Genomic DNA, 22,757 nt, shown 5'->3' on the forward strand with positions numbered 1-22,757 from the left:
GCCCCGGGCGTCAGGCGCCGTGGTGTCCGCGCAGGAACTCGGCCACACGGAAGGCCAGTTCGATGGACTGGACGGCGTTCAGCCGCGGATCGCAGGCGGTCTCGTAGCGGCTGGAGAGCTGGTCGTCGAGGACCTCGGCGAGATCGCCGCCGAGGCACTCGGTGACGTCGTCGCCGGTCAACTCCAGATGGATACCGCCCGGGTGCGTGCCCTCCTGCCGGTGGACGGCGAAGAACTCGGCGACCTCGGCGGTGATGTCGGTCAGCCGCCGCGTCTTGTAGCCGCTCTCCGAGACGAAGGTGTTGCCGTGCATCGGGTCGCAGGCCCACACCGGCTCGTGCCCCGCGTCCCGCACGGCACGCAGCAGCGGCGGCAGCAGTTCGGCCGCCTTGCCCGCGCCGAGCCGGGCGATGAGCACCAGACGGCCCGGTGCGCGCTGCGGGTCGAGGCGCTCGCACAGCTCGCGCAGGTCCGCCGGGGTGGTGCCGGGGCCGACCTTGAGCCCCACCGGGTTGCCGATACCCGACAGCAGCTCGACGTGGGCGCCGTCCGGCTGGCGGGTGCGGTCGCCGATCCACACCATGTGCGCGCTGGTGTCGAACCAGGCGCGGCGCTGCTCGTCGAAGCGGGTGAGGGCCTGCTCGTAGTGCGGCAGCAGCGCCTCGTGCGAGGTGTAGAGCTGGATCTGGTGCAGCTCCGTCTGCGAGCGGACGTCGACACCGCAGGCGGCCATGAACTTCAGCGCCCAGGTGATCTCGTCGGCGGTCTTCTCGTAGCGGCGGCCCGCGGCGCTGCGGCGGACGAACTCCTGGTTCCAGGCGTGCGCCTGGTCGAGGTCGGCGAAGCCGCCGTGGGTGAGGGCGCGCAGCACGTTCACCGCTGCCGAGGAGTGGTGGTAGGCGCGCAGCAGCCGGTCGGCGTCCGGGCGGCGGGCCTCGGCGGTGAACTCCGGCGCGTTGACGATGTCCCCGCGGAAGGCGGGAAGTTCGACGCCGTCGACCGTCTCGGTGGGCTTGCTGCGCGGCTTGCCGAACTGGCCGCCGATCCGGCCGACCTTGACGACGGGCAGCCCCGCCCCGTACGTGAGCAGGATGGCGACCTGGAGGATGACGCGCAGCTTGCTGCGGACGCCGTCCTCCGTGCAGGAGCTGAAGCGCTCGGCGCAGTCCCCGGCCTGGAGCAGGAAGCCCCTGCCGCGGGCGACGTCGCCGAGGGCGCCGCGCAGCTCCATGATCTCGGCGGGCAGCACCAGCGGAGGCTGGAGCGCGAGGGTGTTCTCCACCCGGGCGAGCTGCTCGGGGTCGGGCCACTCGGGCTGCTGGGCCGCGGGGCGGGCGCGCCAGGAGCCGGGGCTCCAGGCGGTGGGCTCCGGGGTGCGGGCAGGGGCGTGAACCGTGGTGGGGTGTGTGCCGCTCACCGTCGTCCTCTCAGTTCCTCGATCGTGGCGGCGGGGTCAGCGGAGCGCATGAGCAGCTCCCCCACCAGGACAGCGTCGATTCCGGCTGCTTCCAGGGCGCGGGCGTCCTCGCCCGAGCCGATGCCGCTCTCGCCGACGAGCACCCGGTCGCCGTCCACCCGGCCGCGCAGCCGTGCGGAGAGGGTGCGGTCGAGGGAGAAGTCCCGCAGGTCGCGGTGGTTGACGCCGACGACGGCCGCGCCGGCCGCCAGGGCCGCTTCGGTCTCCTCGGCGTCGTGCACCTCCACCAGCGCCTGCATGCCCAACTCCTCGGCGTACTTGAGGAGTTCGGCAAGACGCTGCGGGTCGAGCGCGGCGACGATCAGCAGCAGCGCGTCCGCCCCCAGGGCACGGGCCTCCAGCACCTGGTACTCGTCGACGACGAAGTCCTTGCGCAGCACGGGCAGCGGCGCCGCCGACCTGGCCACGGCCAGGTGCTCGGGCCGGCCGCCGAAGCCCTCCTCGTGGGTGAGGACGGACAGCGCCGCCGCGCCGCCGGCCGCGTAGGCGCGGGCGCGCTCCGCGGGCCGGTAGTCGTCGGTCAGCGGGCCCTTCGAGGGGCTCCGGGGCTTCATCTCGGCGATGACGGACAGGCCCGGCGCGCGCAGCGCCGCGAAGAGGTCGCGGGGCGGCGGCGCGGCGGCGGCCCGCGCCTCCAGCTCCGCCTCGGGGCGTTCGGCACGGCGGCGCGCGGTCTGCGCCTCGGCCTGTGCGACGAGGGTGCGAAGGATGTCGGCGGTGCTCATGCGGGAACCTCCGTGCGGGCCGCTTCCTGCCAGGACGTCTTCGACCAGCGCTCCAGCAGCGCACCGGCCGCGCCGTCGTCGAGCGCGGCGGCGGCCAGCCCGAGCGCCTCGGGCCAGTCGCCGGCCGCGTCGGCCACCCGGAGCGCCGCCGCCGCGTTCAGCAGCACGATGTCCCGGGCCGGGCCCGTCCCGCCGTCCAGCAGGCGGCGGATGACGGCGGCGTTCACCGCGCGGTCGCCGCCCGCCAGATCGGCGGGGGTGGCCGGGCGCAGCCCGGTGGAGGCCGGGTCGAAGCGGTGGGTGGTGCACTCGCCGTCGCGCAGCTCGGCGACGAGCGCGGGCGCCGTGGTGCTCAGTTCGTCCATGCCGTCCTCGCTGTGGAAGACCATGGCGCGCCGCACCCCGAGCCGGTCCAGCACCCGTGTCATCGGCTCGACGAGTTCCGGATCGGGCACGCCGAGGGTGCGCAGCCGGGCGCCGGAGGGGTTGCACAGCGGGCCGAGCAGGTTGAAGACGGTGCGCACGCCCAGTTCGCGGCGCGGCCCGGCCGTGTGCCTGAACGCCGGGTGGAAGACCGGTGCGAACAGGAAGGTGATGCCGGCGGTGCGCAGGCAGGCGGCGGCCTGCGCGGGCCCCAGGTCGATGCGGACGCCCAGCTCTTCGAGGACGTCGGCGCTGCCGCAGGACGAGGAGGCGCTGCGGTTGCCGTGCTTGGCGACGGGCACGCCGCAGGCGGCGGCGACGATCGCGGACGCCGTGGAGATGTTGAAGGTGTTCAGGCCGTCGCCGCCGGTGCCGCAGGTGTCCAGCAGATCGGGCCCGTCGGCGCCGCCGGTACCGTCCGCGCTCGCGGTGTCCGCGGGGCGCAGCGGTACCGGTGTGGCGAACTCCTGGGCCGCCAGGGCCATTCCGGCCAGGTCGTCGGCGGTGACGCCGCGCACCGTCACGGCGAGCGCGAACCCGGCGATCTGTGCGCCGGTCGCGTCCCCGCGCATGATGACGCGCATCGCGGCCGCCGCCTCGTCCTGCGTGAGCGGGCGCCGCACCACGGTCTTGAGCAGGTCAATCATCGCCGCACTCCAGGAAGTTCGCGATCAGCTGCTTGCCCTCGGGGCTGAAGACCGACTCCGGGTGGAACTGCACGCCGAACGTGGGGTGTTCGCGGTGCCGCAGCGCCATCAGGGTGCCGTCGTCCGCGTGCGCCGCCGGCACCAGCTCGGCGGGCAGCCGGTCCTCGGCGACGGTCAGCGAGTGGTAGCGGGTGGCGGTGAACGGGTCGGGCAGCCCGGCGAGGATCCCGCCGCCGTCGTGGTGCACGGCGGACGTCTTGCCGTGCATGGGCGCGGTGCGCACCACCTCTCCCCCGTAGGCGGCGGCGATGCACTGGTGTCCCAGGCACACCCCCAGCACCGGCATATGGCCGCTCAGCTCGCGCACCGCCTCGGTGCTGACGCCCGCCTCGGCGGGTGTGCACGGCCCGGGCGAGATCACCAGCGCGTCGTAGGCGGCCAGTTCGGCGCAGCTGACGGCGTCGTTGCGGAAGACCGTGGGCGCGCCGCCGGCCTCGCCGAGGTGGTGCACCAGGTTGTAGGTGAAGGAGTCGTAGTTGTCGACGACCGCGACGCGGGGCCGGAAGCAGGCGGTGAAGGGGCTCATGCCTGTGCCTCCGCCCGGTGGACGGCGGTGATCATCGCGCCGGCCTTGTGCAGCGTCTCGCGGTACTCGGCCTCCGGGTCGGAGTCCGCGACGACGCCCGCGCCGGCCTGGAGGTGCACCTGCCCGTCGGCGACGACCATGGTGCGCAGCCCGATCGCGAAGTCCGCGGGCCCGTCGAAGCCCGCGCAGCCGATCGCACCGCCGTAGACGCCGCGCTGCTGCGGTTCCAGCTCGGCGATGATCTCCATGGCGCGGATCTTCGGAGCGCCGGACAGGGTGCCGGCGGGGAACGCCGAGCGCAGCGCGTCCATCGCCGTGCGGCCCTCGGCCAGCCGGCCCGAGACGGTGGAGGACAGGTGCATCACATGGGAGAAGCGCTCCACCTTCATCAGCTGCTCCACCTCGACCGAGCCGGTCTCGGTGACCCGGCCGATGTCGTTGCGCCCCAGGTCGACGAGCATGACGTGCTCGGCACGTTCCTTGTCGTCGGCGAGGAGTTCGCGCTCCAGCCGCGCGTCCTGCTCCGGGTCGGGGTGCCGCGGCCGGGTGCCCGCCAGCGGACGGGTCTCCACCCGGCCGCCCTCGGTGCGCACCAGCAGCTCGGGCGAGGCGCCGATGATGTGCCGCCCGCCGCCCAGGCTCAGGTGGTACATGTACGGCGACGGGTTGGTCGCCCGCAGATGCCGGTACAGGTCCTGCGGCCGGGCGGCCAGCGGCCTGCTGAACCGCTGGCTGAGGACGATCTGGAAGGCGTCGCCCGCCGCGATGTACTCGCGGGCCCGCTCCACCTTCGCGCAGAACTCCTCCCGGGTCATGTTCGGTGTCCAGCCCTCGGGGAGGGTGCCGGCCGTCGTGCCGGCGCGCTCCAGCGGCAGCCCGGTGAACCCGGACGGCCGGGCGGCACGCAGCCGTTCGCCGAGCAGCGCGAGCCGCTCCAGCGCCGCGTCGTACCTCTCCTGCGCGGGCCGGTGCAGGGTGACGAGCTGCACCCGGCGGGTCGCGTGGTCGAAGACGACGAGGTCGTCGACGGCGAGGAACGCCGACTCCGGCAGCCCGGGGCGCTCCGGCGTGCCCGCGGCACCGGGGAAGACCCCGTCGGCGACGGGCAGCCGCTCGAAGTGCCGGACCGCCTCGTAGCCGACGTAGCCGACGACGCCGCCGTGGAACGGGGGCAGCCCGTGCACCGGCGCCTCGTCGGCGGCCAGATAGGGCTCCAGCGCGGCGAGCGGGTCACTGTCCGGCATCCCCAGCGGCTCGGGACGGTGCCCGACGTAGGAGTAGCGGGCCACGCCGCCGGAGACGGGCACCGACTCCAGCAGGAAGCCCGGCCCGTCGTCGCCGCACAGCTGCGCGAAGGCGGTGACCGGGCCGAGCGTGTCGTCCAGGAACTCCTGGTAGACGGGGACGATGTCGTAACGGCGGGCCAGGGAAGCGGCGGTGGCGCGGTCGGGCACGGTCAGATGCTCGGCGGTCGGCACGGACGCGGAGGCGGCCCCGGAGCCGGAGCCGGATGGGGCACGGGAGCCTTGGCCGGACGCGGCGTCGGAGCCGGAGGCGGCGCCGAAGCCGGGGCCCTGGCCGGACGCGGTGCCGGAGCCGGGTCCGGAGCCCGGGCCGGACGCGGCGTGCGGGCCCGGTTCTTCGGCCGGTGTGCGGGGCATCGTGTCCGGGGTGTCCGGGGTGCCCGGGGTGTCCGGGGTGCCGGGGGCGCCGGGGCGCTCGGGCCCGGCCGGCGGCCGCCCGACGTCGTCGGAGGTTCGGTGGGTCATGTTGCCTTCCTCGGCGGACCGGCACGGGCGGCCGGGCGGTCGGACCCGCGGCCGGCGCGTGCCGTACGGACACGTGCGGCGCACGGCCGGTGCGGGCAGTGCAGGCGGTGCGAGCGGACGGGCGCGCCCCGGTGCGGCGCGGCGGCCCGGTACCCCACCCGGTGCCCCGCGCGGTTCCGTGGCCCGGTGGCCCGGTGCCGACGCGGGCGCTGTCGCGGTGCTGGTGCGGTTGCTGCTGGAGAGTGCGGTTGCTGCGGTGGTGCCGCCCGGGGCCGTGGTGCGGTGCTGAGCTGCTGCTGCACGGGAAGGACCGGCGTCCGGGCGGACCGCCGGGGACGACGGCTCGGCTGCCGTTCGGGGGTGGCGCCGCCGTCCTGCCGTCGGACGCTAAGCGGGCGCGTCCACCAGGCGCCATGACTTTCAGTTGCGGCCGAAACACGGCGCTGACCGGTGCGAACGGCCTCTCGGCCACCGCGGGGATCAGTTCAACGGCCTTGTAACAGGCCCGCGTTGACGTCCGGCCGCCGGGCCCGCGCGAGGAGCGTGCGCGGCGCACGGCCGCTCCGGTGCTCCGGGCCGCGCTCCGGCAGCCCTCCACCACACCTCCCGCACGCCTCCACCGCACCTCCCGCGCACCTCAACGCGCTGCGCGGACGCCCCGGATGCCTCCGGGCGCCGTCGACGACGCCCCGCGCGCCCCCACGGAGCCGTGCATTCCACAGGGTTCCGGCATGAATTCCTCACGGACAACCGGCGGAGGAATTCACAGTTCCGGACCCGAAAGATTCACATTGCCAACATTGAAGCCGCTGCTTAAGGTTGTTGACGCTGCACGGGGAGGAGGTGCATGTACACCTACGTAATGCATTTCCAGCTAGGGGGAAAACATGTCGAGCCCGGACCGCGGGCCTCTGGAGAACTGGATAACGGGGGACACTTTCTCGTGCCTGGCCGCAAAGGCCGCGGTACGCAGGAAAACGCTGAAGCGTGTCGCGCTCGGCACCATGGGAAACGCGGCGACCACGGCCGAACTGCACACGGCCGTCACCGAATTCGTCGCCCGGGACCTGTCCCCCACGGAGAACTTCGCGTCCCTCGTCGTCACCTTCGAGGGGCCGCACGGCATCGACGAGGAAGCGTTCGAGGCGCTGCTGTGGCAGCAGCTGAACGCTCTGCATGACCTCGACGTGGCGCGCGGACACGCCTGGGCCCAGGGTGTCGAGAGCGACCCGGAATCACCGCACTTCGCCTTCAGCGTCGCCGGCCACCCGTTCTTCGTGGTCGGAATGCACGCCGACGCGTCCCGGATCTCGCGGCGCTATCCGCAGCCGGCCCTCGCCTTCAACTCGCACCACCAGTTCGACCGCCTGAAGCGCAGCGGCGTCTACTACGGCCTGCAACGGCGCATCCGCGAGCGCGAGGAACGGCTCCAGCAGTCGATCAATCCCAATCTGGCCGAGTTCGGCGACGCCTCCGAAGCGCGCCAGTACTCCGGCTCCACCACGGACGCCGGGTGGCGCTGCCCGTTCCACCCGCGACCTCGGACGACAGGCGCCGGTTCGCCGCACTGAACCGGCACCACGGCCGCGCCGGCCCCCTCCGGCACGGCGGCAGCGTCCGGCCCGCCCCCTCCCCCGTGCAGCAACAGTTCAGCAAGACGAACGAGCAACGAGCGAGCATTACATTCACGGGGAGTGTGCATTCGCTATGCATCGCGTGCACTTTACTGGCCAGGACCTGGCGCGCACGGTGGTAAGGGTTCCCGAACAACCGCTCTCGGAAACCCTGTTCGCGCTGGAACTCCTGGCCCGCAACGGCGGGGGAGAGAAATTCGACTCCTGGCGGCAGCGGACGACGAACCGGCTCAGCCGGCGCGCCCGGAGCCTGCTGACACTGGCCCGCACGATACGTCCGGTTCCCGATCTCCTGCACATGGTCGAGAGCCCCGCCGGTGCGCATTCCGCACCCGGGAAGGGAATTCGTCCGCTGGACAGCAGGCGGCAGAACATCGCCGGAATGCTGGAGGAATTCCACAAGGTCGCCATCGCGCCCTACTGGGAGCGGATACACGCCTGTCTGGAGGCGGACTGCGCCGCCCGTGGCCGCCGCGTCCTCAGCGGCGGCATCGAGGCGCTGCTCTCCACGCTGCACCCCTCGGTGCGCTGGCGCTCCGGCGTCCTGGAGATCCCCGGGCACCGGCGCTACGACGTCTCACCGCAGGGCACCGGGCTGCTGCTCGCCCCTTCGCTGTTCCTCGTCGACGGTCCCGTGCTCATCGCCGGAGCCGACGAGAACCGTCCGCCCGTGCTCGCCTACCCGGTCGCCGTCGACCCGGCGTCCTCGCCGCTGTCCTCGGTGCTGGTCCCGCGCAGCGGTGCCGACTCGCTCGGCCCGCTCGTCGGACGCACCCGGGCGGCCATCATGAAGAGCCTCACCGACGCGTGCACCACCACCGAACTCGGCCGCCGCATCGGTATCTCCGCCGCCTCCGCCAGCCAGCACACCAACGTCCTGCGCAGCGCCGGGCTCATCACCACCCAGCGGCGGCTCAACACCGCACTGCACTCGCTGACCCCGCTGGGCGCCGCCCTGCTCGACGGCCACCAGCGCCCGCACATCCCCCACCTCCAGCTGACCGCCACGAGCTGAGGGGTCCGGCGCCGGGCGTCCGTCCTCCGGGCGTCCGTCCGCCGGGTCTCAGGCGCTCAGCGACATCTGGAGCGGAACGGTCAGCTCGTGCGTCAGGCTCTCCAGCTGGGCGCCGATCTCCTGCGCCGACATGCCGCAGGCCGCGTCCACCAGCCGGCCGCCGACCAGGAACAGCGCCACATCCGCCGCGGCCGCCACGGCGGGCGAGGAGGTGGTGACCACCACCGTGCGGCCGTCGCCCTGGGCGCCGAGCATCGCGTACAGGTGCTCGGCGGCCATCAGGTCGTCGGCGACGAGGAGTTCGGCGCGCGCCGGGTCGGCGGGCGGCAGCGCGGCCCACTCCGCCGGGTCGGCCGTGACGACGGCGTCGTGCGTCCCGACCCAGCCCCCGGTGGGCTCCCGGACCCCCGTCGCACACTCGACCAGCGTGCTCTTGCCCGCGCCGGGCGCACCGATGATCGCGGTGACGCTGCCGCGGGCGAACCCGATCGTCACCTCGCTGAGCGCGTCGACGGCCGCGGGGCCGTCGCCGTGGCGCACCGAGACGGCGTCCATCTCCAGCGCGTAGGGAGAAGCGGTGCTGGGGCCGTCGACCTTCGGGGTGGCTTCGGTGGTGGCGAGCATTGCGGTGACCTCCTGGCGTCGTCCGATGAGAAAAAGCTACCCACCCGCCAACGCACCGGGAAGTACGCAGGATTCACTTCTGAAAGTGGAGCAGGCTCCACCGTCCGAGGGGCAGCCCAGGGGCGTGCGCACCCCCGCGCCGGCCCGTAACCTCGGCCCCGGCACGAGGACAACTCCCGCGGCCTTCAAGGGAGTTGACCGTCGGCTCCTCGTGCGCCGGCCCGTGGTGCGCACCGACCCGTGCGACACCACGGGCCGCTCCACACCCTCACCCGGGCCCCACCACATGTGCACCCGCACCGGCCCCCGAGCCCGGCGAACGCCCCACCGGTGACACCTCACAGCACGGGCGGCCGCCCCAGCCGCGCCATCCGCCACACCGTGGCCCAGCGCATCGGCCGACGCGGCCCGCACGAGGTACGCAGCCCCTCGCGGAAGCCGCCGCACCACGCCCGCAGCCCGGACAGCGAACGGGCCCGCACCGCCGTGAGCACCGCCCACACCCCGAGATAGACCGGCACGAGCGGCGCCGGCAGCCGACGGCGGGCCAGCCAGACCCGGTTGCGCGCGGTGTACCGGTAGAAGACGGCGTGCCGCGCGGGGGACGTCCGCGGATGCCGGAGGACGAGCCCCGGCTCGTACAGGACCCGCCACCCGCCGTCCAGGGCCCGCCAGGCGAGGTCGGTCTCCTCGTGCCCGAAGAAGAACGCGGCCGGCCACAGCCCGGTCTCCCGGAGCATCGGGACGGACAACGCGTGACCGCCCCCGAGAAAGGTCGTCACGAGACCGCCGCGCATCGGATCGCCGGCCCGCAGCCGCGGCACGTGCCTGCGCTGGGTGACGCCCTCCTCGTCGGCGATCCGGAACGAGACGATGCTCAGGGCCGGATCGGCCGCGTACAGCTCCCGCACCCGGCGGAACACATCGTCGGCGATCAGCAGCCCGTCGTCGTCCAGCTCCACGACGACATCCACCTCGCCCGAGTCGCACAGCAGCCGCAGCCCCTCGTTGCGGGCTCCCGGGCAACCCGGGTTCTCGGCCAGCGGGACCTTCGTCACCGCGTGCGGCACGTCCGCGAGCGGCGTCCCGCTGCCGACCAGGACGACCCTGGCCGGGGCCACGTCCTACCTCTCCACGGAGGCGAGCAACGCCTCCACCTCCCGCGGGCGGTCCCCCATCGTCACCACGACGACCCCGATCCGCGGCACCACCGCGGCCGCGTCACCGCCCGGCGACGCCACCACGGCTCCCTCCCCCTCCCGCGACAGCACCATGGCACCCTCTCCGTCCCGTCCCGACGACCTCCGGCCCGCACCGGCACCCGGCCGGCCCCGTGCGGAGACACCCTCGCACAGCGTCCGGCCAGGCCCCCGTCCCCCACCGCCCGCGCCCGCCGAGGAGCCGTGAGCACCAACTGGTCGCGCTCGCAATCGAGTTCGACGGTGCGGCTGCGGCGGGGTGGGAAGAGAACGGCCCCGGCCCTCTCTCCCGTCGAAGGCACCGCTTGGCGTCGGGAGAGCGTCGTGCGGCAGGATGCCCGGATGAGTGATGACGAAGCGCAGGCAGCGGCTTTGCAGCCGGTCCGGGGAGCGGCTCGGTTCGCGATCGCCGGCCTCGTCCTGGCGGGCGCCGCATGGGTGCTCCGGGCCGTCTGGCACATCCGGCTCGCCGTGACGGGGCAGCCGGCTTCCGGGCCGCCGCACCAAGGCGGCGGCCGGCACCGCCCGTTGACCGATCTGGAGAACTCCTACCACTTCGTCACCGACGTGGGCGACGCGGTGACGCTGCTGTGCGCGGTCGCGTTCCTCGCGTGGCTGCTGCGCATACGGGACAACGCCCAGGCGCTCTCGGGAAAACCTCCGCGCTACTCCCTGCCGTGGGTCTACCTCGGCTGGGTCGTGCCGATCATCAATCTCTGGGTGCCGCGCGGGGTCGTCGTCGACATCCACCAGCGCAGCGCACCGGGGAAGCGGCTGCCGCGCTCGGTGAACTGGTGGTGGGGGCTGTGGGTCGTGGGGCTGCTGAGCGGGGTGGGGCTGATGTACACCGGCACCACGGACGAGGTCATGGTGCGCGCCTACTCGGACCCGCAGTTCCTGCTGGCGGCCGACGCGGTCCTCGTCGGCGCTGCCGTGGCCGGGGTCTTCGTCGTCCGCGCGCTCACGGCCGTGCAGCGGACGGACAGCTCGAGCTAGGTGCAGCCGTGCGGTGCCGCCCGGGTCACGCCGGGTCCCGCGGGTCGGCGTCCGGCGCGGTTCCCGCGGTGTCGAGGGCGGCGATGTCGTCCTTGAGCCACTGCGGGGCGAACCAGAGCGCGGCGTACTCGCGGGCGTGGGCGATACAGGCTTCCAGTACCTTGCCGGGCCCGGAGTTGCCCTGCGCGTAGGCGACGGCCATCGCGTCGCCCACGTACCGCTCGCAGTCGACGCACCAGCCGCGGCCGACGGGCGGGCCTCCCGCGTCACCGGACATGGGGAAGCTCCTTCGGGCCGGGGGCCTGCCGGCGGCGGGCGCCGGGCCCGTGAGCGGGGCAAGGCGTCGCCTCGCGGGGGTTGTTCGTCACCATGCGCAGCACCGTAGGGAGGCGCGCCGCCACGCGTCCGGCGCGTTGCGGGGGATTGCGCTCGCGGTGCGCCACGTTGTCACGCGTTGTGGCTATGCGTGATCGAGGGCCGCTCGCGCCCTCGCGATCAGCCGGTGGGCCCGGTGCCCGTAGACGGCCGCCTCGTCCATGGCGGCCCACACCTTGGAGAAGAACGCGATGTCGTCGGACTCCTCCAGCCACATCTCCAGGTTCCACGTCTCGGAGACGACCAGACGCTCGTCGTAGATGGAGAATCCGTCGCCGGGCGCGATCGTCAGCGGGGCGCCGAACGGCACCACGCCGAGGGACACGTTGGCGAGGCCCAGCAGGGAGATCAGGCGGTCGAGCTGGGCGGCCAGTACCTCCCGGGGGCAGAGCAGAACGTAGAAGGCGCCCTCCCAGACGAGCATGCGGAACTCACGCCCTGGCCGGTACAGGGCCTCCTGCCGGCGGATACGGGCGTTGACGGCGGCCTCGGTGTCTCGCGGTGTGGTGCGGAAGTCGGCGTACCGGGACAGCACTCCGCGTGCGTAGTCCGCGGTCTGGAACATGCCCGGAATCACCGACGCCTCGAAGCCCCGTACGACACGAGTGCGCTGCGTCTCGGCGATGCCTGCCTCCTGCCGCGGCAGGTGTCCGGCCGCCAGCTGCCGCCGCCAGGTGCGATACCTCGTCTCCATCCCCCGGAGGCGTCCTTTCAGCTCCGGCAGGGTGTCCGGGCGGCCGACCGCCTGCGCCCACTCGGCGAGGTCCCGGGCGCCGGGGGTCTGCTTGCCGTTCTCCAGACGGCTGACCTTCGACGCCTGCCAGCCCAGCCGTGCGGCGATCCCCCGGCCGTTCAGTCCGGCCTCGACGCGCAGTTCCCTCATCCGCGCGCCGAGGGCGATACGGGCGGCCTGAAAGTCCGTGCTCACATGGAGGAACGTACCTGTCGCACCGTGTCGGCGGCAGGCCGCGCACGGGGCACCGCGAGGGAGCGGATGTGCCGGGCGGCGGCCGCTACTCCGGCGTCCTCGCGAAGTTCCATGCCGAGGGACACGTCTCCGTCGAAGTGGAAGACACCGACGACCCGGGAGTCGAAGAGCCAGAAGTCCCGCATGGACACCCCGAGTCCCTCGGCGTCGGCTCTGGTGAGGTACCGGATGTCCTCCCCCGCCTCGACGCTGTCGAGCACGTCCTCCAGGAGCCACCGCTGATAGTCGGTCGGCGGGTCGTCGAGCACGCGGACGCGGCCCACCGACTTGCCTTCGTCGCGGAGCGCGCGCATGGTCGCCAGCCAGGGGCGTTCCGGGTCGGGTACGGCCGGCTCACCGCGCAGGAAGCGCCGGAAGTCCTCGGTCTCGTGAGGGACGCCGTACGCGCGGCGGGTCTCCCACCGCCATGCGGTGCGTGCGAAGCCGTCCCTGAAGAAGGCGGTGATGGCCGGCCCCGAGAGCAGGTCGGACACGCTGTCTACTCCTTGGGCGCGAAGCGGGCGAGCAGTTCGGCGGGGACGACCACGCAGGTCTCCGAGAGCCGCCGCTGAAGATGAGACTTGACACACCATCTGACCTGGCCACTGTTGATTTGATGCACATCTGATCGAGGTCATTCCGGGGCATGGGAGATGAGAGTGGGGCTGACCAGGGATTTCTCACTGCGCGTGCGCTGTTTCAAGCTGGCGTGATCTCGACTCAGCCCCGCGGAGGTGACCGCGCCGTGCACTGCGCGGCGGTTCGACGGCCTTTGATCCCGAGGGCGTTCGGCGCGGCTCTGAAGGAGCGCGTGACCGCAGGTCTCGACTGGCGCTCGGCCTCGCGCGCGGACGGCGTGCAGGTCATCACCCGTAAGGGCGGACTCTTGGATCACGCCGAAGCTGGAGGCCACCGCGGAGCCCAATGACCTTGAGGGGATCCCTAGCCCGCCCGTTGAGGTGACGTCCGGCGGTGGTGCGGCAGTCTCAGATGGCCCTTACGCCAACGCTGTTGTCGTGGACGATGGCCTGCCACTCCAGTACCGGGCAGGCGGCAGTCGGCAACATGCCCAGCCCGTCCGCGCCGCTGGGGGCGACGGGCTCAGTGCCTCGCCTGGACGGAAAGTTGCCCTCCAGCGCGTCGCAGTGAACGCAGCCGTTGGGTAGCTGCTGCTCGTGCATGGTCCTGCTGTACCGGCTCTTGACACTTGCGGCCAGAGGACCGTGGCCGTGCTGGCGGAGCAGCCGTCGCATCAGAGCCATCGTCTTGGCGTTGTCGGCGGTGAATAGCCCGACGTGGCCGCGGCCGGCATGCCCGGCTCAGAGTGAGAACGCGCAAGGCCACGGTGGTTGCGCTGCCGGGCGGCGGCGCCGTCGGCAATTCGATGGCCACCGGGTCGAAGTCGGTGGCCGCCGCGCGCTCATCCACGTACTGGCAGGTCACGTACCGCACCAGGACCGCAGACGAGCACTGAGCAGGAGTGAGTGAGGAAGCGCCTCAGCCGGCAGGCGGTTGGTCTCCGGAGGTGGTGCGCGGTGGGGAGGCCAGCGTCGCACTTACCAGATTGCGTACAGATTGCTTGTCAAGGCTGACGCTGTAGAACAGGCTGCGAAATAGCATCAGTCCGGCCCACATGTCCAACACTGCGGAGATGTCTGTGTCCTGTGGAAGGGCGCCGCGCTCGACCGCGCGGTCGAGCACCACAACCGACTGCTTCTTGCGCTGCTCGATGAGTTCTTCGCGCAGGCGCCGACCGAGGTCGGGGTCGGCCGCCGCGTCCGAGACGAGTGCCGGCAGGACCAGTCTGACCTTGGGCGAACCGTAGATCTCCGCGAGCGTCTCGGCCACAGCGACGATTTCCTCCTTGCTGTCGCCGATGTCGGCGACGGGCACCTCCGGCAATTGGACGCGTACGGCGTCGAGGACCAGAGCCGCCTTGTTGGCCCACGATCGATAGATCGTCGCTTTGCCGACCGCGGCCTCCTGCGCAATGCCACCGATCGACAGCCGCGAATAGCCGAGGGCTCCGAGCATCCGCAGCGTCGTCGAGAGGATGCGCTCACGTGCCTCCAGGTCCCGCATACGCTGACCTCGCTCATCCGACACGGGAGAGAGGATTCTCTTTTGTCCCATGAGTTGATGATTTCTCCGATCGTGCATCGCCGCGGCGTGCACCGTTGCGACGGACGCCCAGAACGATCCGTCTCGTTCCTGCATGATGAAAGATCTTGAGCCATCCCACAAGCTTGAAAAACGAACCGTCACAAGGCCTTCACGACGATTCGAGGTCATGAAGGCCTCGGAAGCGCCTGTTGCGGGCAGTCCCGCTCCAGCCACGAAGGTCAACGAGCCGTGGCTTCCCTCTCCGCGAGCCAACCGGAGATCCGTTCGGCGATCGCCGCGCCGCAGCGGGCCCACCGGACATGATCCACCCGGTCCCCGCCGTCGGGTCGGTAGTGCCAGCGGGTCACATCGGCCGCCGGGAGGCTCCCGCACAGCCGATCGACCGCGCCCTCGGGCGCGAGGTGGTCGCCGGCCACCGAAACCGCAAGCACCGGCAGGGTGACCTCGCCGAGATGTGCCTCGTAGTCGAAGCCGGCTCCGGCGGGCGCAAGGCGGCCGGTGCGGCAGATCCGGGCCCAGTCGCGCATCAGCCGGGCCGGCTGGCGGCCGCCGAAGCCGAGCCTGTGACCCGGCCAGAATCCCCAGAGGGCGGAGATCAGGGCGACGAGTTGAGTAGACGCCAGCACCCGGTATCGGGCCGTGCCGCGGAAGCCGCGAAAGTCCACCGAGCCGGCCGCGACGAGGAGCAGGCCGTCCACCGACTTGGGCTCGCGGGCCAGGTGCAGAACGCTGACCTGGCCGCCGATGCTGTGGCCGAGAGGGTAGAGCGGCATGCCGGGGCCGAAGCGCCGGCGTACGGCGTCGAGGACCGCTGGCCAGTCGCGGCAGGCCAGCTCGTGGTAGCCGTAGCGCGTGCCCCGCCCGGGCGGGGGGCCGCTCGCGCCCTGGCCCCGCAGGTCGACTGCGACCGCGGCGATGCCCAGGGCCACCAGACGTTCGCGGAACGGGTCGTAGTAGGAGGCGTCCACGCCGAGTGCTGGCCAGATCACGATTACCGCGCGCGGCGGACCGACGGGGGTACTGACGCGCGCCGAGAGCGTGGGCGGGGGCGTTTCCTGCGCGCCCTCCGGCAAACGGGCTGGTGCGGTCTCCTGGGCCGCCCCGCTCGAAGCCCCCGTCAACGGAATCCGCCACACCTCCGACAAGGCCTCGCCCTCCCTCGGAGCGCGCATCACAGCGCCCCGTCGAGCAGCATGTACGTCAACCGTGCCTCCTGCGTCTCGCGGGACCACCGTTCCGCTGCCTCCATCCGCTCCTGGACGCCGGTGTCCACCAGGCGGCGGCCCGGCCAGATCTCGTAGTCGCCGAGCAGGTGGCCGTGTTCGGCGAGGCCTTCCTGGTACAGGGACTCGCGGCGGAAGAGCACCTCGGCCATGGGCAGTTTCTCCCAGAGGTGGCGGCCCTCCTGGATGAGGGACAGGAGGCGGGGCCGCTGGTCCGGATGGCGGGTGAGGTGGTCGCGGATGACGGCGCTGCCCACGGCGAGATGGCGGATCTCGTCCATGTTGGCACCCCGTTCGACGAGGGCCGCGGAAGGGTCGAGCAGCTTCCACTTGCGCTCGCTCAGTTCTGCCGCGGGCGCGAGGACGCCCTCCACCAGGACCGTCAGCACGAGCACACCGCCGTAGAAGTCCCCCTGGTCGCGCAGGACGTGCAGGCCGAACTCCTCCAGCGGGTCCAGGACGGCCGCTCCCGAGGAGGCCGCGGTTCGGGCGATCGCCCCCGCGACTCCGTCGGCCGGTACTCCTGCCTTGAGGAGGTGCTCCCTGAAGACGCGCGCGTGCCGGGCCTCGTCGAAGAGCTGCGTGGAGAAGAACTCCAGGCAGTCGTTGTCCGGCGCGTGGAAGACAAGGAAGGACAGCGCACGGGCTGCCTTCTCCTCGGCCAGAGTGCGGAACGTGAACTCGTCGACGAGGGCGTCGTGCAGCGGGCCGGGGCGGGTGACCGCCTCGGCCGGGGCGTCCGCTCGCACCGTGCCGTCCGCCAGCCGACGCAGCATGGAACCGGCCACGTGCTCGATCCAGTACGGCAGATTGCAGGTGGCGGGGGTGAGTTCCAGGCTGCGGGCACCCTCCAGGACGCCCGGAGCGGCATCCCAGTCGGCCTCGACGGGCACCGCGGGGAGCTGGGTCATGATGTGATCCTCATTTCGTGCTGGGAGTCCGTTTCGGTGAGCCGTGGGGTTCATACGGCGCTGATCGCCCGCAGCAGATGCCATACGGCCCCCATCCGGACCCGGTCCTGGAAAGCCACGTACTCGGGCTCGATCACATGCGGAGCCCACTTGAGCTTGAAGGCCTCCTGGGTGCGGGCGGGGTACAGCGCCGCACCGCGTCGGGCCACCTGCTGCAGCGCCCGTGTCAACAGCGGGGAGACTGTGGGCGGTTCGAGGTCCTGGTGGAGTCCGGCGAACGGGGTCAGGCCGAGGTGCAGCCAGCCCGCGCCCTCGTCGGCGAATGCGGTCAGCGCCGTCAGGTTGATCAGTTCGATCGTGCCGACCGGCGTCTGCGGTGAGCGGCGGGTGAGGTCGTACAGCCATCCCGGGCGGCTGCCCCAGACGGGCGAGTAGGTGATGTAGGCGACGGTGCTCCCGTGCCGTCGGGCGAGGAAGGTGCGGCGCAACGGCCCTCCCGGGCCCCCGCGCTCGCCGATCAGGAACGACAGCTCTTTGACGTGCCGGCCCTTGGCCCTCAGCCAGGCCCGGTCGATGTCGTCCAGGGACCGCTGGTCAGAGAGGTCGTCGGGGCCCGCCTCCACGACCGTCACTCCCTCACGGCGGGCGCGGGAGACGTTCTGGCGGACCTTGGCCAGGGGTTTGCCGCGGAGCGTGAAACGGCCCAGGTCGATGCCGTACGAACTGCCGATCTGGTTCACCGCGAAGCCCCGCCGGGCGTACAGCGACAGGTCCTCCTGGCGGAGTTGGACGGCCGTCAGCACAGTGCCCCGACCCAGGTGTCGCAGATAGTCGTCGAGCAGATCGCCGCGGGCGGACGGCGGGGCGAAGGGGGCGGCGAACTGGATGTGGTGGCGGCGGCCGGGCCGGTGGGCGACGATCCCGGGCACCGTGTCGCTGCGGTAGTGGCGGGTGCCGGCGTTGACCGCGAGCAACGCGCTGGGGTGGTCGGCGTACTCCCTGAGGACGTCGAACGCGGACGCCACCTCGGCCGGGGCGCTCACGGCGCCGCCCGAGTGGGCCGTGCGTCGTGTGAACTCGTGGGCGACACAGGGTGCTTGATGTCGTGCTCCAGACGTACGAAGGCGGGGTGCGGCTCGGGTTCGAAGGCCACGGCGAAGGGCTTGAGGAAGTTGCCGAGCAGCCCGCGGTCGCCGCACAGGTGGATGGGGACCGCGAGCAGGGCCCATTCCGGGCGCACCAGCCAGGCCCACAGGGCGACGACCGCTCCCGCGGTGAGCCAGCTGTGCGTGGCGTTGTAGAGGACGTAGTACACGCGCGGGATCTCGCCCCCGGCCGCGCGGCGGTGGGCCAGGGCGCCGGGCAGGTAGCCGATGACGTCGATGTACGCGAACAGGGCGAGGGCGACCGGCCAGCGCACCTCGTCGAGGTGCCACAGGAACAGGCCCGCGCTCAGGGCCAGGCCGGCGCAGTACTCGGCCCGCAGCAGCCCGAAGGTGGTGGGCGTCTCGAAGCGGTTGTCGGCGTCCATCACGCGGCCCTTCCGCAGGCGTCGACCGGCCGGTGAACGCCGCCGGCGTCGTCGGCGAGCAGGGTGCGCAGGATGTGCTCGATCGTCTCGCGCAGGACGCGTTCGGCGACGGGGTCGACGATGCCGGCGAGGCTTGGCAGTCCGAAGTCGAACGTCGCGGTGAACCGGACCAGTGCGCTGCCGTGCGGCCCGGCCGTGATGTCCCACCGGCCGTCGAAGGACTCGAAATCCCCCTCGGTCTGGCGGAAGACGATGGACAGGGCCCGGTCGTCGAAGACGTCCTCCTCGCTCCACGCGAGGACGCCGTTGCGGAAGTCGACCTCCCAGTCGCTGAGGACGGGCGAGCCGGACGTGGCCGGGTGGACGGTGACGGAGCGGACCGTGTCGACGAGGTCCGGGTAGCGGGCGAAGTCGCGCACCCGCTCGTAGGCTGCGTGAGGGGACAGGCGGGTGTCGCCGTAGAGCAGTTCCACCGAACGCATGGGGTGGGAATCCTTTCGGTGCGGGCTGCTGGACTAGGCGGCCGGGAAGCGCTGGGCCAGCGCGTGGAAGGCGCCGTCGAGCGCGTCGTCCAGGTGGTCCAGTTCGGGCTCGTCGAGCACTGCCGGCGGGGTGAGACGTACGACGGTGTGCGCGTTGAGGGAGTGATTGGCGATCACGCCATGGGCGAGGAGCTCCAGCAGGAACTCTCCTGCCAGGCCCGCCTCGTCGAACTCGATGCCGATGAGCAGGCCGAGGCCACGGACCTCACGCACCAGGTGCGGGCAGTGGCGGGCCACGGTGGCCCTGAGCGCTGTCAGGATGCGCCCGCCGAGGACGGCAGCGCGCTTGACGAGCCCCTCGTCCGCGATGACGCCGATCGCGGCCTCGGCGGCGGCCATGGCCAGGGGTGCGGTGGAGAAGGTGGACGTGTGCAGGAACGGGTCACGGTCGAAGGCGGCGAAGGCCTCGGCGGTGGCGACGGCCGCGGCCACGGGGACCACGCCGCCGCTGAGCGCCTTGCCGACGAGCAGTACGTCGGGGGTGACGTCCTCGCGGTCGGCTCCCCACCACTCGCCGAGCCGGCCGAGGCCGGTCATCACCTCATCCAGGACGAAGAAGGCGCCGGAGGCGGTGCAGGCCGCCGCCACCTCCTTGAGGTAGCCCTCGGGAGGTACCAGGACGCCCGCCTCGCTCTGCACGGGCTCCACGATCACGACGGCATCGGAGGCGTCGGCGCCCAGCGTCTCGCGCAGTGCGTCCGCATCGCCGTAGGGCACATGCGTGGTGTCCGGCAGCAGGGGGGTGAAGGGATCGCGGTAGAGCGGTTTCCCGGTGGCGGACAGGGCGCCGAGGGTCTTGCCGTGGAAGCCACCCGAGGTCGACACGATGCGCCGGTGGCCGCGGCTGCGGGCCAGCTTCAGGGCCGTCTCCACGGCCTCGGCACCGGAGTTGGTGAAGTGCACGCGCTCCAGTCCCGCGGGCGCCACCCGGGTCAGGGCGGCCGCCGCGTGCGCGGCCCGCGGCTCCAGCAGCAGCCGGGTCGCCAACGGGTGGGTGCGCAGCTGCTGCTCCACGGCGGCGACGATCCGCGGGTGGCAGGCGCCGGCGAGGAAGACGCCGTAGCCGCCGCAGTTGAGGTATTCACGCCCGTCTTCGGTGCGCACCAAGGAACCGGCGGAGGCGACCTCGACCTGTCCGCCGAACATTTCGCCGAGCTTTCCACGCCCACGGCTGAGGTGCCGCTTGTAGAAGCGGGCGATCTCCCGGCCTTCGGTCCTCGCCATCACCGCACCCGCAGGGGTGCGCCGTCGTGGTGATCGACCAGCGCCTGGGCGGTGGCCCCACGCGAGGGCGGGTGGAAGGCCAGGGCACGGCTGACGGCCAGCAGGTGGCCGACGTCGGGCGTGGTGGCGAAGGCCAGACCGCCCAGCAGTTCGGCGGCTCGGTCGGCCGCGGAGACGAGGAGTTCCTGCACTGCGTAGCGGGCAGTGAGGACGGTTGCGAGCTCGTCGTTGCCGACCGCGTGCTCGTCGACGATCCGGGCCACGTTCTCCGCAAGGCCGATCGCCGCCTCCACCTCGGTCAGCAGCGCTGCCCGGTCGGTGGCGCTGCCCTTGCCGGTGCGCAGGGCACTCTCGGCGAGCCGGGCCACGGCACCGGTGTAGACGCTGGTGACCAGCAGCTCGAACCACACGAACCCGACGGTCTGCAGGGTGTCGAGGCCGGTGCCCAGCTCGACCTGAGGACGCAGCATCAGCTCCTGAGGGATGCGCACCTCCTCCAGGACGACCTCGTCGCTCTCGGCACCGGCCAGGAAGGGGGACTGCCAGAAGGGGCGGCGGGAGATGCCCGGGGAGTCGGCGGGCACCAGGGCCACGCCGAGTTCGGTGCTGCCGTTCTCGCCGGGCAGGGCGACGCTCGCGGTGATGAGGTTCATCGACGCCGACAGGCTGCACGGCTTCTTGCTGCCGCTGACCAGGTAGCCGCCCTCGACGGGCACCGCGAGCACGCCCGAGTCGAGGACGCCCGCCCCGCTGCGGCCCTCGGCGAACGCGGAGCTGACCAGCAGCCGGTCGCGGGCGATGCCCTCGATGACCAGCCACTCCAGGCCGCTCGCATCGGCGGAGGCGACCAGTGCGACGAGGCTCGCCATGGAGAAGTTGTGCATCGCGGTGGCCACGCCGAGGGAGGGCGACAGGGTGCCCAGCGCCCGGGACACCCGTGCCGCCTGAAGCGCGCTCGCGCCCGCTCCGCCGTACGGCGTGGGCACGAGCAGGCCCGGTCCGGCGTGCCGGCGGAAGAGCTCCGGGCCGGGGCTGCCGGACGACTCGAGTCCCATGAGGGGCACTTCGGCCAGGGCCTCGGTGAGCCCCGGCAGGAACTTCTCGCATGTCTCGCGTGCGCTGTCCATGCCGCGCATTACGCGGACACCTCCTGTACGTCGATGTCGTCCGGCCCGGCCTGTGCGAAGACGGCCGCGCCGGGCCGCACTCCGCGGGCCACGCTGACTCCCTGCAGGTGGGAGGTGCGCAGGATCGGGTAGTTGGCCTCGCCGCCCGGGCCGCCGGTCAGTCCGGTGCCGCCGTGGGTGGGCAGCAGGGGCAGGAAGCCGATGTGGGAGTCGTTGACCTTGAGCAGCCCGCCGTTGCGGATCAGGCGCAGGAAGGCGTCGACAGTCCGCTCGCTGCCGGACCACAGCGAGTTGCGCAGCCCGTACTCGTTGGTGTTGATGAAGTCGGCGACGGCCACGAGGAGTTCGGCGTCGTCGGCTTCCTCGGGCACGGCCACGGGCAGTAGTGGGAAGAACGTCTCATGGCGTACGGCGTCCAGGTTGCGCGCCGTCTTCAGGCCGTTCACGCGCAGCACCGTGGGCTCCAGGAAGAGCCCCCGGGTGTCGTCGGGCCGCCCGCGCACATCCAGGCGGCGGCCGCCGCACACCAGCTCGGCGCCGGTCTCGGTGGCCTGGCCGAGGACGTCGTAGAACTTGTCGGGGCGCAGGACGGGCGACAGCAGCGCGTCGGGTGCCTCCGGGGGGCCGGGCCTGATCGCGGAGGCCCGCTCCCGCAGCCGGGCGAGGAGCTCGTCGGCGATGCGGGGGTGGACGACGGCACAGTTGGGCACCATGCAGATCTGCCCGGAGCCGTAGAAGGCCTCGGCGAGGGCTTCGGCGGCGAGGTCGAGGTCGGCGTCGTGCCAGACGACGCAGATGTCGTTGCCCGCGAGTTCGAGGACGGGCTTCTTGCCGCGGGCGACGCACTCGGCGCCGAAGGCGATGCCCTGCTCGCTGTTGCCGAAGTACATGATGTCGTCGACCAGGGGGCTGGCGAGCCACTGGTCGAGGGTGCCGCGGGCGTCGGAGCACAGCACCGACAGGGCGGCCGCGGGGGCCCCCGCCCGTTCGAGGGCGGGGGCGATCAGCTCGCGCAGCGCGTACATCACGCCGAGGGGCGCGCTGCGGGGCGCGCGGACGACGAGGGCGTTGCCGGCCGCGAGCGCCCAGATGCCGAGCAGGGCGTTGGCGACGGTGGCGTTCTGCGGCGGGTTGAGGCAGACCACCCCGTCGGCGACCCGGCGGACCTGGAGGGTGCGTGGGCCGTCGTACGCGGTGTACCGCATCTGTCCGGCGAGGAAGGACCGGGTGGCGGCGCCGGTGTTGGCGAGCATGCCGGCCGCCTCCCAGCGGGCCAGGGCCCTCGGGTGTCCCTCGGCGATCATCAGGTCGACGAGGGTGTCGTGGTGGGTGCGCACCAGGTCGTGGAACTCTTCCACGACCCGCATGCGGCGTTCCAGGGGCGCCGCCGCCCAGGTCCGCGCGGCGCCGGCCGCGAGTTCCAGGGCGACGTTCATGTCGTCGGCGTCGGCGGTGGCGCACCGGCCGACGACGTCGGTACCGGCCTCGTCGAGCGGGACGCGGCCCCGCTCCAGGCCACGCTTGAGGCGGATGGCGCCGAAGAAGTCGTCCAGCATGGCGGAGGCGCGCAGGGTGTAGATCCACTGATGCCCGGGCTGTTCGGTGCCGCCGATGTAGGAGCCGTAGCTGAGCACGGCC

The 22,757-nt window shown here is 72.5% G+C and carries 25 protein-coding genes and 1 pseudogene; 4 read left to right on the plus strand and 22 right to left on the minus strand.

The genetic code is table 11. From position 1 onward, the window contains the following. Window positions 1-10: 10 nt before the first annotated feature. The 5 genes and pseudogenes from SCA03_RS17530 to SCA03_RS17550 form a co-directional block, all read right to left on the minus strand. Window positions 11-1,417 (minus strand): class II 3-deoxy-7-phosphoheptulonate synthase, encoded by a 1,407-nt coding sequence (locus SCA03_RS17530; RefSeq protein WP_051857087.1) that lies wholly within the window; start codon window positions 1,415-1,417, stop codon window positions 11-13. Further along, complete coding sequence (gene trpC / locus SCA03_RS17535) at window positions 1,414-2,202, minus strand: indole-3-glycerol phosphate synthase TrpC (RefSeq protein ID WP_086814919.1); 789 nt, start codon at window positions 2,200-2,202, stop codon at window positions 1,414-1,416. The genes SCA03_RS17530 and trpC overlap by 4 nt, the downstream gene beginning before the upstream one ends. Beyond that, on the minus strand, window positions 2,199-3,248 hold the full coding sequence (gene trpD, locus SCA03_RS17540; protein ID WP_086814921.1) for an anthranilate phosphoribosyltransferase: 1,050 nt from the start codon (window positions 3,246-3,248) through the stop codon (window positions 2,199-2,201). The genes trpC and trpD overlap by 4 nt, the downstream gene beginning before the upstream one ends. Window positions 3,249-3,264: 16 nt before the next feature. Beyond that, window positions 3,265-3,858: an anthranilate synthase component II gene (locus SCA03_RS17545; protein ID WP_030890121.1), complete on the minus strand. Its 594-nt coding sequence runs from the start codon at window positions 3,856-3,858 to the stop codon at window positions 3,265-3,267. Next, a pseudogene (locus SCA03_RS17550) lies at window positions 3,855-5,377 on the minus strand (anthranilate synthase component I family protein). The gene SCA03_RS17545 and the pseudogene SCA03_RS17550 overlap by 4 nt, the downstream one beginning before the upstream one ends. A 1,137-nt stretch (window positions 5,378-6,514) precedes the next feature. Here SCA03_RS17550 and gntA point away from each other — a divergent pair. Together gntA and SCA03_RS17560 are read left to right on the plus strand one after the other, a co-directional pair. Then, a complete protein-coding gene (gene gntA / locus SCA03_RS17555) occupies window positions 6,515-7,198 on the plus strand; it encodes a guanitoxin biosynthesis heme-dependent pre-guanitoxin N-hydroxylase GntA (protein ID WP_086814011.1) in 684 nt (227 codons plus the stop codon). A gap of 136 nt (window positions 7,199-7,334) precedes the next feature. Then, entirely contained in the window at window positions 7,335-8,276 is a 942-nt protein-coding gene (locus tag SCA03_RS17560; protein ID WP_063764732.1) for a winged helix-turn-helix domain-containing protein, read from the plus strand. Between the two features lie 48 nt (window positions 8,277-8,324). Here the strand turns inward: SCA03_RS17560 and SCA03_RS17565 are convergent, their stop codons facing one another. The 3 genes from SCA03_RS17565 to SCA03_RS36285 form a co-directional block, all read right to left on the minus strand. Further along, window positions 8,325-8,900 (minus strand): ATP-binding cassette domain-containing protein, encoded by a 576-nt coding sequence (locus SCA03_RS17565; protein ID WP_030890110.1) that lies wholly within the window; start codon window positions 8,898-8,900, stop codon window positions 8,325-8,327. Window positions 8,901-9,238: 338 nt separating this feature from the next. Then, a complete protein-coding gene (locus SCA03_RS17570) occupies window positions 9,239-10,021 on the minus strand; it encodes a glycosyltransferase family 2 protein (RefSeq protein WP_230988779.1) in 783 nt (260 codons plus the stop codon). 3 nt (window positions 10,022-10,024) lie between these two features. Next, a complete protein-coding gene (locus SCA03_RS36285) occupies window positions 10,025-10,174 on the minus strand; it encodes a hypothetical protein (protein WP_230988780.1) in 150 nt (49 codons plus the stop codon). Between the two features lie 267 nt (window positions 10,175-10,441). On the opposite strand from SCA03_RS36285, the gene SCA03_RS17575 reads away from it, so the two are divergent. Beyond that, window positions 10,442-11,095 carry a DUF4328 domain-containing protein gene (locus tag SCA03_RS17575; protein ID WP_086814012.1) on the plus strand — a complete coding sequence of 218 codons (654 nt, stop codon included), beginning with the start codon at window positions 10,442-10,444 and terminating at the stop codon, window positions 11,093-11,095. Window positions 11,096-11,120: 25 nt separating this feature from the next. Here the strand turns inward: SCA03_RS17575 and SCA03_RS17580 are convergent, their stop codons facing one another. The 5 genes from SCA03_RS17580 to SCA03_RS17595 form a co-directional block, all read right to left on the minus strand. Next, a complete protein-coding gene (locus SCA03_RS17580; protein WP_086814013.1) occupies window positions 11,121-11,372 on the minus strand; it encodes a hypothetical protein in 252 nt (83 codons plus the stop codon). A 183-nt stretch (window positions 11,373-11,555) separates the two neighbouring features. After that, entirely contained in the window at window positions 11,556-12,398 is an 843-nt protein-coding gene (locus SCA03_RS17585; RefSeq protein WP_030893437.1) for a helix-turn-helix domain-containing protein, read from the minus strand. Continuing rightward, the gene (locus tag SCA03_RS17590; RefSeq protein WP_230988781.1) at window positions 12,395-12,931 is read right to left on the minus strand and encodes a DUF6879 family protein; all 537 of its coding nucleotides are present in this window, start codon (window positions 12,929-12,931) and stop codon (window positions 12,395-12,397) included. The genes SCA03_RS17585 and SCA03_RS17590 overlap by 4 nt, the downstream gene beginning before the upstream one ends. Before the next feature lie 5 nt (window positions 12,932-12,936). Continuing rightward, window positions 12,937-13,059: a hypothetical protein gene (locus tag SCA03_RS36830; RefSeq protein WP_268932831.1), complete on the minus strand. Its 123-nt coding sequence runs from the start codon at window positions 13,057-13,059 to the stop codon at window positions 12,937-12,939. A gap of 364 nt (window positions 13,060-13,423) precedes the next feature. Further along, window positions 13,424-13,618, minus strand: a complete 195-nt coding sequence (locus tag SCA03_RS17595; protein ID WP_141275488.1) for a hypothetical protein — start codon at window positions 13,616-13,618, stop codon at window positions 13,424-13,426. 143 nt (window positions 13,619-13,761) lie between these two features. Here SCA03_RS17595 and SCA03_RS35125 point away from each other — a divergent pair, with 143 nt between their 5' ends. After that, a complete protein-coding gene (locus SCA03_RS35125; RefSeq protein ID WP_158102226.1) occupies window positions 13,762-13,911 on the plus strand; it encodes a hypothetical protein in 150 nt (49 codons plus the stop codon). 23 nt (window positions 13,912-13,934) lie between these two features. On the opposite strand, the gene SCA03_RS17600 is transcribed toward SCA03_RS35125, so the two are convergent. From SCA03_RS17600 to SCA03_RS17640, 9 genes are read right to left on the minus strand one after another with little or no spacing between them, the layout of a single operon-like run. After that, on the minus strand, window positions 13,935-14,774 hold the full coding sequence (locus SCA03_RS17600; RefSeq protein WP_230988785.1) for a TetR/AcrR family transcriptional regulator: 840 nt from the start codon (window positions 14,772-14,774) through the stop codon (window positions 13,935-13,937). A gap of 5 nt (window positions 14,775-14,779) precedes the next feature. Then, window positions 14,780-15,733, minus strand: coding sequence for an alpha/beta hydrolase family protein (locus tag SCA03_RS17605; RefSeq protein ID WP_141275490.1), 954 nt, complete (start codon window positions 15,731-15,733; stop codon window positions 14,780-14,782). Continuing rightward, the gene (locus SCA03_RS17610) at window positions 15,733-16,695 is read right to left on the minus strand and encodes a VlmB-like protein (protein ID WP_086814021.1); all 963 of its coding nucleotides are present in this window, start codon (window positions 16,693-16,695) and stop codon (window positions 15,733-15,735) included. The genes SCA03_RS17605 and SCA03_RS17610 overlap by 1 nt, the downstream gene beginning before the upstream one ends. A 50-nt stretch (window positions 16,696-16,745) precedes the next feature. Next, window positions 16,746-17,738, minus strand: coding sequence for a DUF2156 domain-containing protein (locus SCA03_RS17615; protein WP_086814022.1), 993 nt, complete (start codon window positions 17,736-17,738; stop codon window positions 16,746-16,748). Then, the gene (locus tag SCA03_RS36290; RefSeq protein WP_230988782.1) at window positions 17,735-18,226 is read right to left on the minus strand and encodes a hypothetical protein; all 492 of its coding nucleotides are present in this window, start codon (window positions 18,224-18,226) and stop codon (window positions 17,735-17,737) included. The genes SCA03_RS17615 and SCA03_RS36290 overlap by 4 nt, the downstream gene beginning before the upstream one ends. Further along, window positions 18,226-18,708: a type II toxin-antitoxin system RatA family toxin gene (locus tag SCA03_RS17625; RefSeq protein WP_086814024.1), complete on the minus strand. Its 483-nt coding sequence runs from the start codon at window positions 18,706-18,708 to the stop codon at window positions 18,226-18,228. The genes SCA03_RS36290 and SCA03_RS17625 overlap by 1 nt, the downstream gene beginning before the upstream one ends. Window positions 18,709-18,741: 33 nt before the next feature. Continuing rightward, window positions 18,742-19,992, minus strand: coding sequence for an aspartate aminotransferase family protein (locus SCA03_RS17630; RefSeq protein WP_086814027.1), 1,251 nt, complete (start codon window positions 19,990-19,992; stop codon window positions 18,742-18,744). Beyond that, the gene (locus SCA03_RS17635) at window positions 19,992-21,119 is read right to left on the minus strand and encodes an acyl-CoA dehydrogenase family protein (protein WP_308697935.1); all 1,128 of its coding nucleotides are present in this window, start codon (window positions 21,117-21,119) and stop codon (window positions 19,992-19,994) included. The genes SCA03_RS17630 and SCA03_RS17635 overlap by 1 nt, the downstream gene beginning before the upstream one ends. 8 nt (window positions 21,120-21,127) lie before the next feature. Continuing rightward, complete coding sequence (locus tag SCA03_RS17640; RefSeq protein WP_230988783.1) at window positions 21,128-22,753, minus strand: aldehyde dehydrogenase family protein; 1,626 nt, start codon at window positions 22,751-22,753, stop codon at window positions 21,128-21,130. Window positions 22,754-22,757: the final 4 nt, after the last annotated feature.

It is taken from the genome of Streptomyces cacaoi, from assembly GCF_006539165.1.
GTDB lineage: Bacteria > Actinomycetota > Actinomycetes > Streptomycetales > Streptomycetaceae > Streptomyces > Streptomyces cacaoi.

Bases quoted from the DNA above. Each gene is read 5' to 3' on its own strand.
- SCA03_RS17605 (WP_141275490.1), bottom strand. From the start codon at position 15,733: ATGCGCGCTCCGAGGGAGGGCGAGGCCTTGTCGGAGGTGTGGCGGATT.
- SCA03_RS17635 (WP_308697935.1), bottom strand. From the start codon at position 21,119: ATGGACAGCGCACGCGAGACATGCGAGAAGTTCCTGCCGGGGCTCACC.
- SCA03_RS17565 (WP_030890110.1), bottom strand. From the start codon at position 8,900: ATGCTCGCCACCACCGAAGCCACCCCGAAGGTCGACGGCCCCAGCACC.
- SCA03_RS17560 (WP_063764732.1), top strand. From the start codon at position 7,335: ATGCATCGCGTGCACTTTACTGGCCAGGACCTGGCGCGCACGGTGGTA.
- SCA03_RS36290 (WP_230988782.1), bottom strand. From the start codon at position 18,226: ATGGACGCCGACAACCGCTTCGAGACGCCCACCACCTTCGGGCTGCTG.
- trpC (WP_086814919.1), bottom strand. From the start codon at position 2,202: ATGAGCACCGCCGACATCCTTCGCACCCTCGTCGCACAGGCCGAGGCG.
- SCA03_RS36285 (WP_230988780.1), bottom strand. From the start codon at position 10,174: ATGGTGCTGTCGCGGGAGGGGGAGGGAGCCGTGGTGGCGTCGCCGGGC.
- SCA03_RS17595 (WP_141275488.1), bottom strand. From the start codon at position 13,618: ATGCACGAGCAGCAGCTACCCAACGGCTGCGTTCACTGCGACGCGCTG.
- SCA03_RS17610 (WP_086814021.1), bottom strand. From the start codon at position 16,695: ATGACCCAGCTCCCCGCGGTGCCCGTCGAGGCCGACTGGGATGCCGCT.
- SCA03_RS17625 (WP_086814024.1), bottom strand. From the start codon at position 18,708: ATGCGTTCGGTGGAACTGCTCTACGGCGACACCCGCCTGTCCCCTCAC.
- SCA03_RS17630 (WP_086814027.1), bottom strand. From the start codon at position 19,992: ATGGCGAGGACCGAAGGCCGGGAGATCGCCCGCTTCTACAAGCGGCAC.
- SCA03_RS17545 (WP_030890121.1), bottom strand. From the start codon at position 3,858: ATGAGCCCCTTCACCGCCTGCTTCCGGCCCCGCGTCGCGGTCGTCGAC.
- SCA03_RS17580 (WP_086814013.1), bottom strand. From the start codon at position 11,372: ATGTCCGGTGACGCGGGAGGCCCGCCCGTCGGCCGCGGCTGGTGCGTC.
- SCA03_RS17575 (WP_086814012.1), top strand. From the start codon at position 10,442: ATGAGTGATGACGAAGCGCAGGCAGCGGCTTTGCAGCCGGTCCGGGGA.
- gntA (WP_086814011.1), top strand. From the start codon at position 6,515: ATGTCGAGCCCGGACCGCGGGCCTCTGGAGAACTGGATAACGGGGGAC.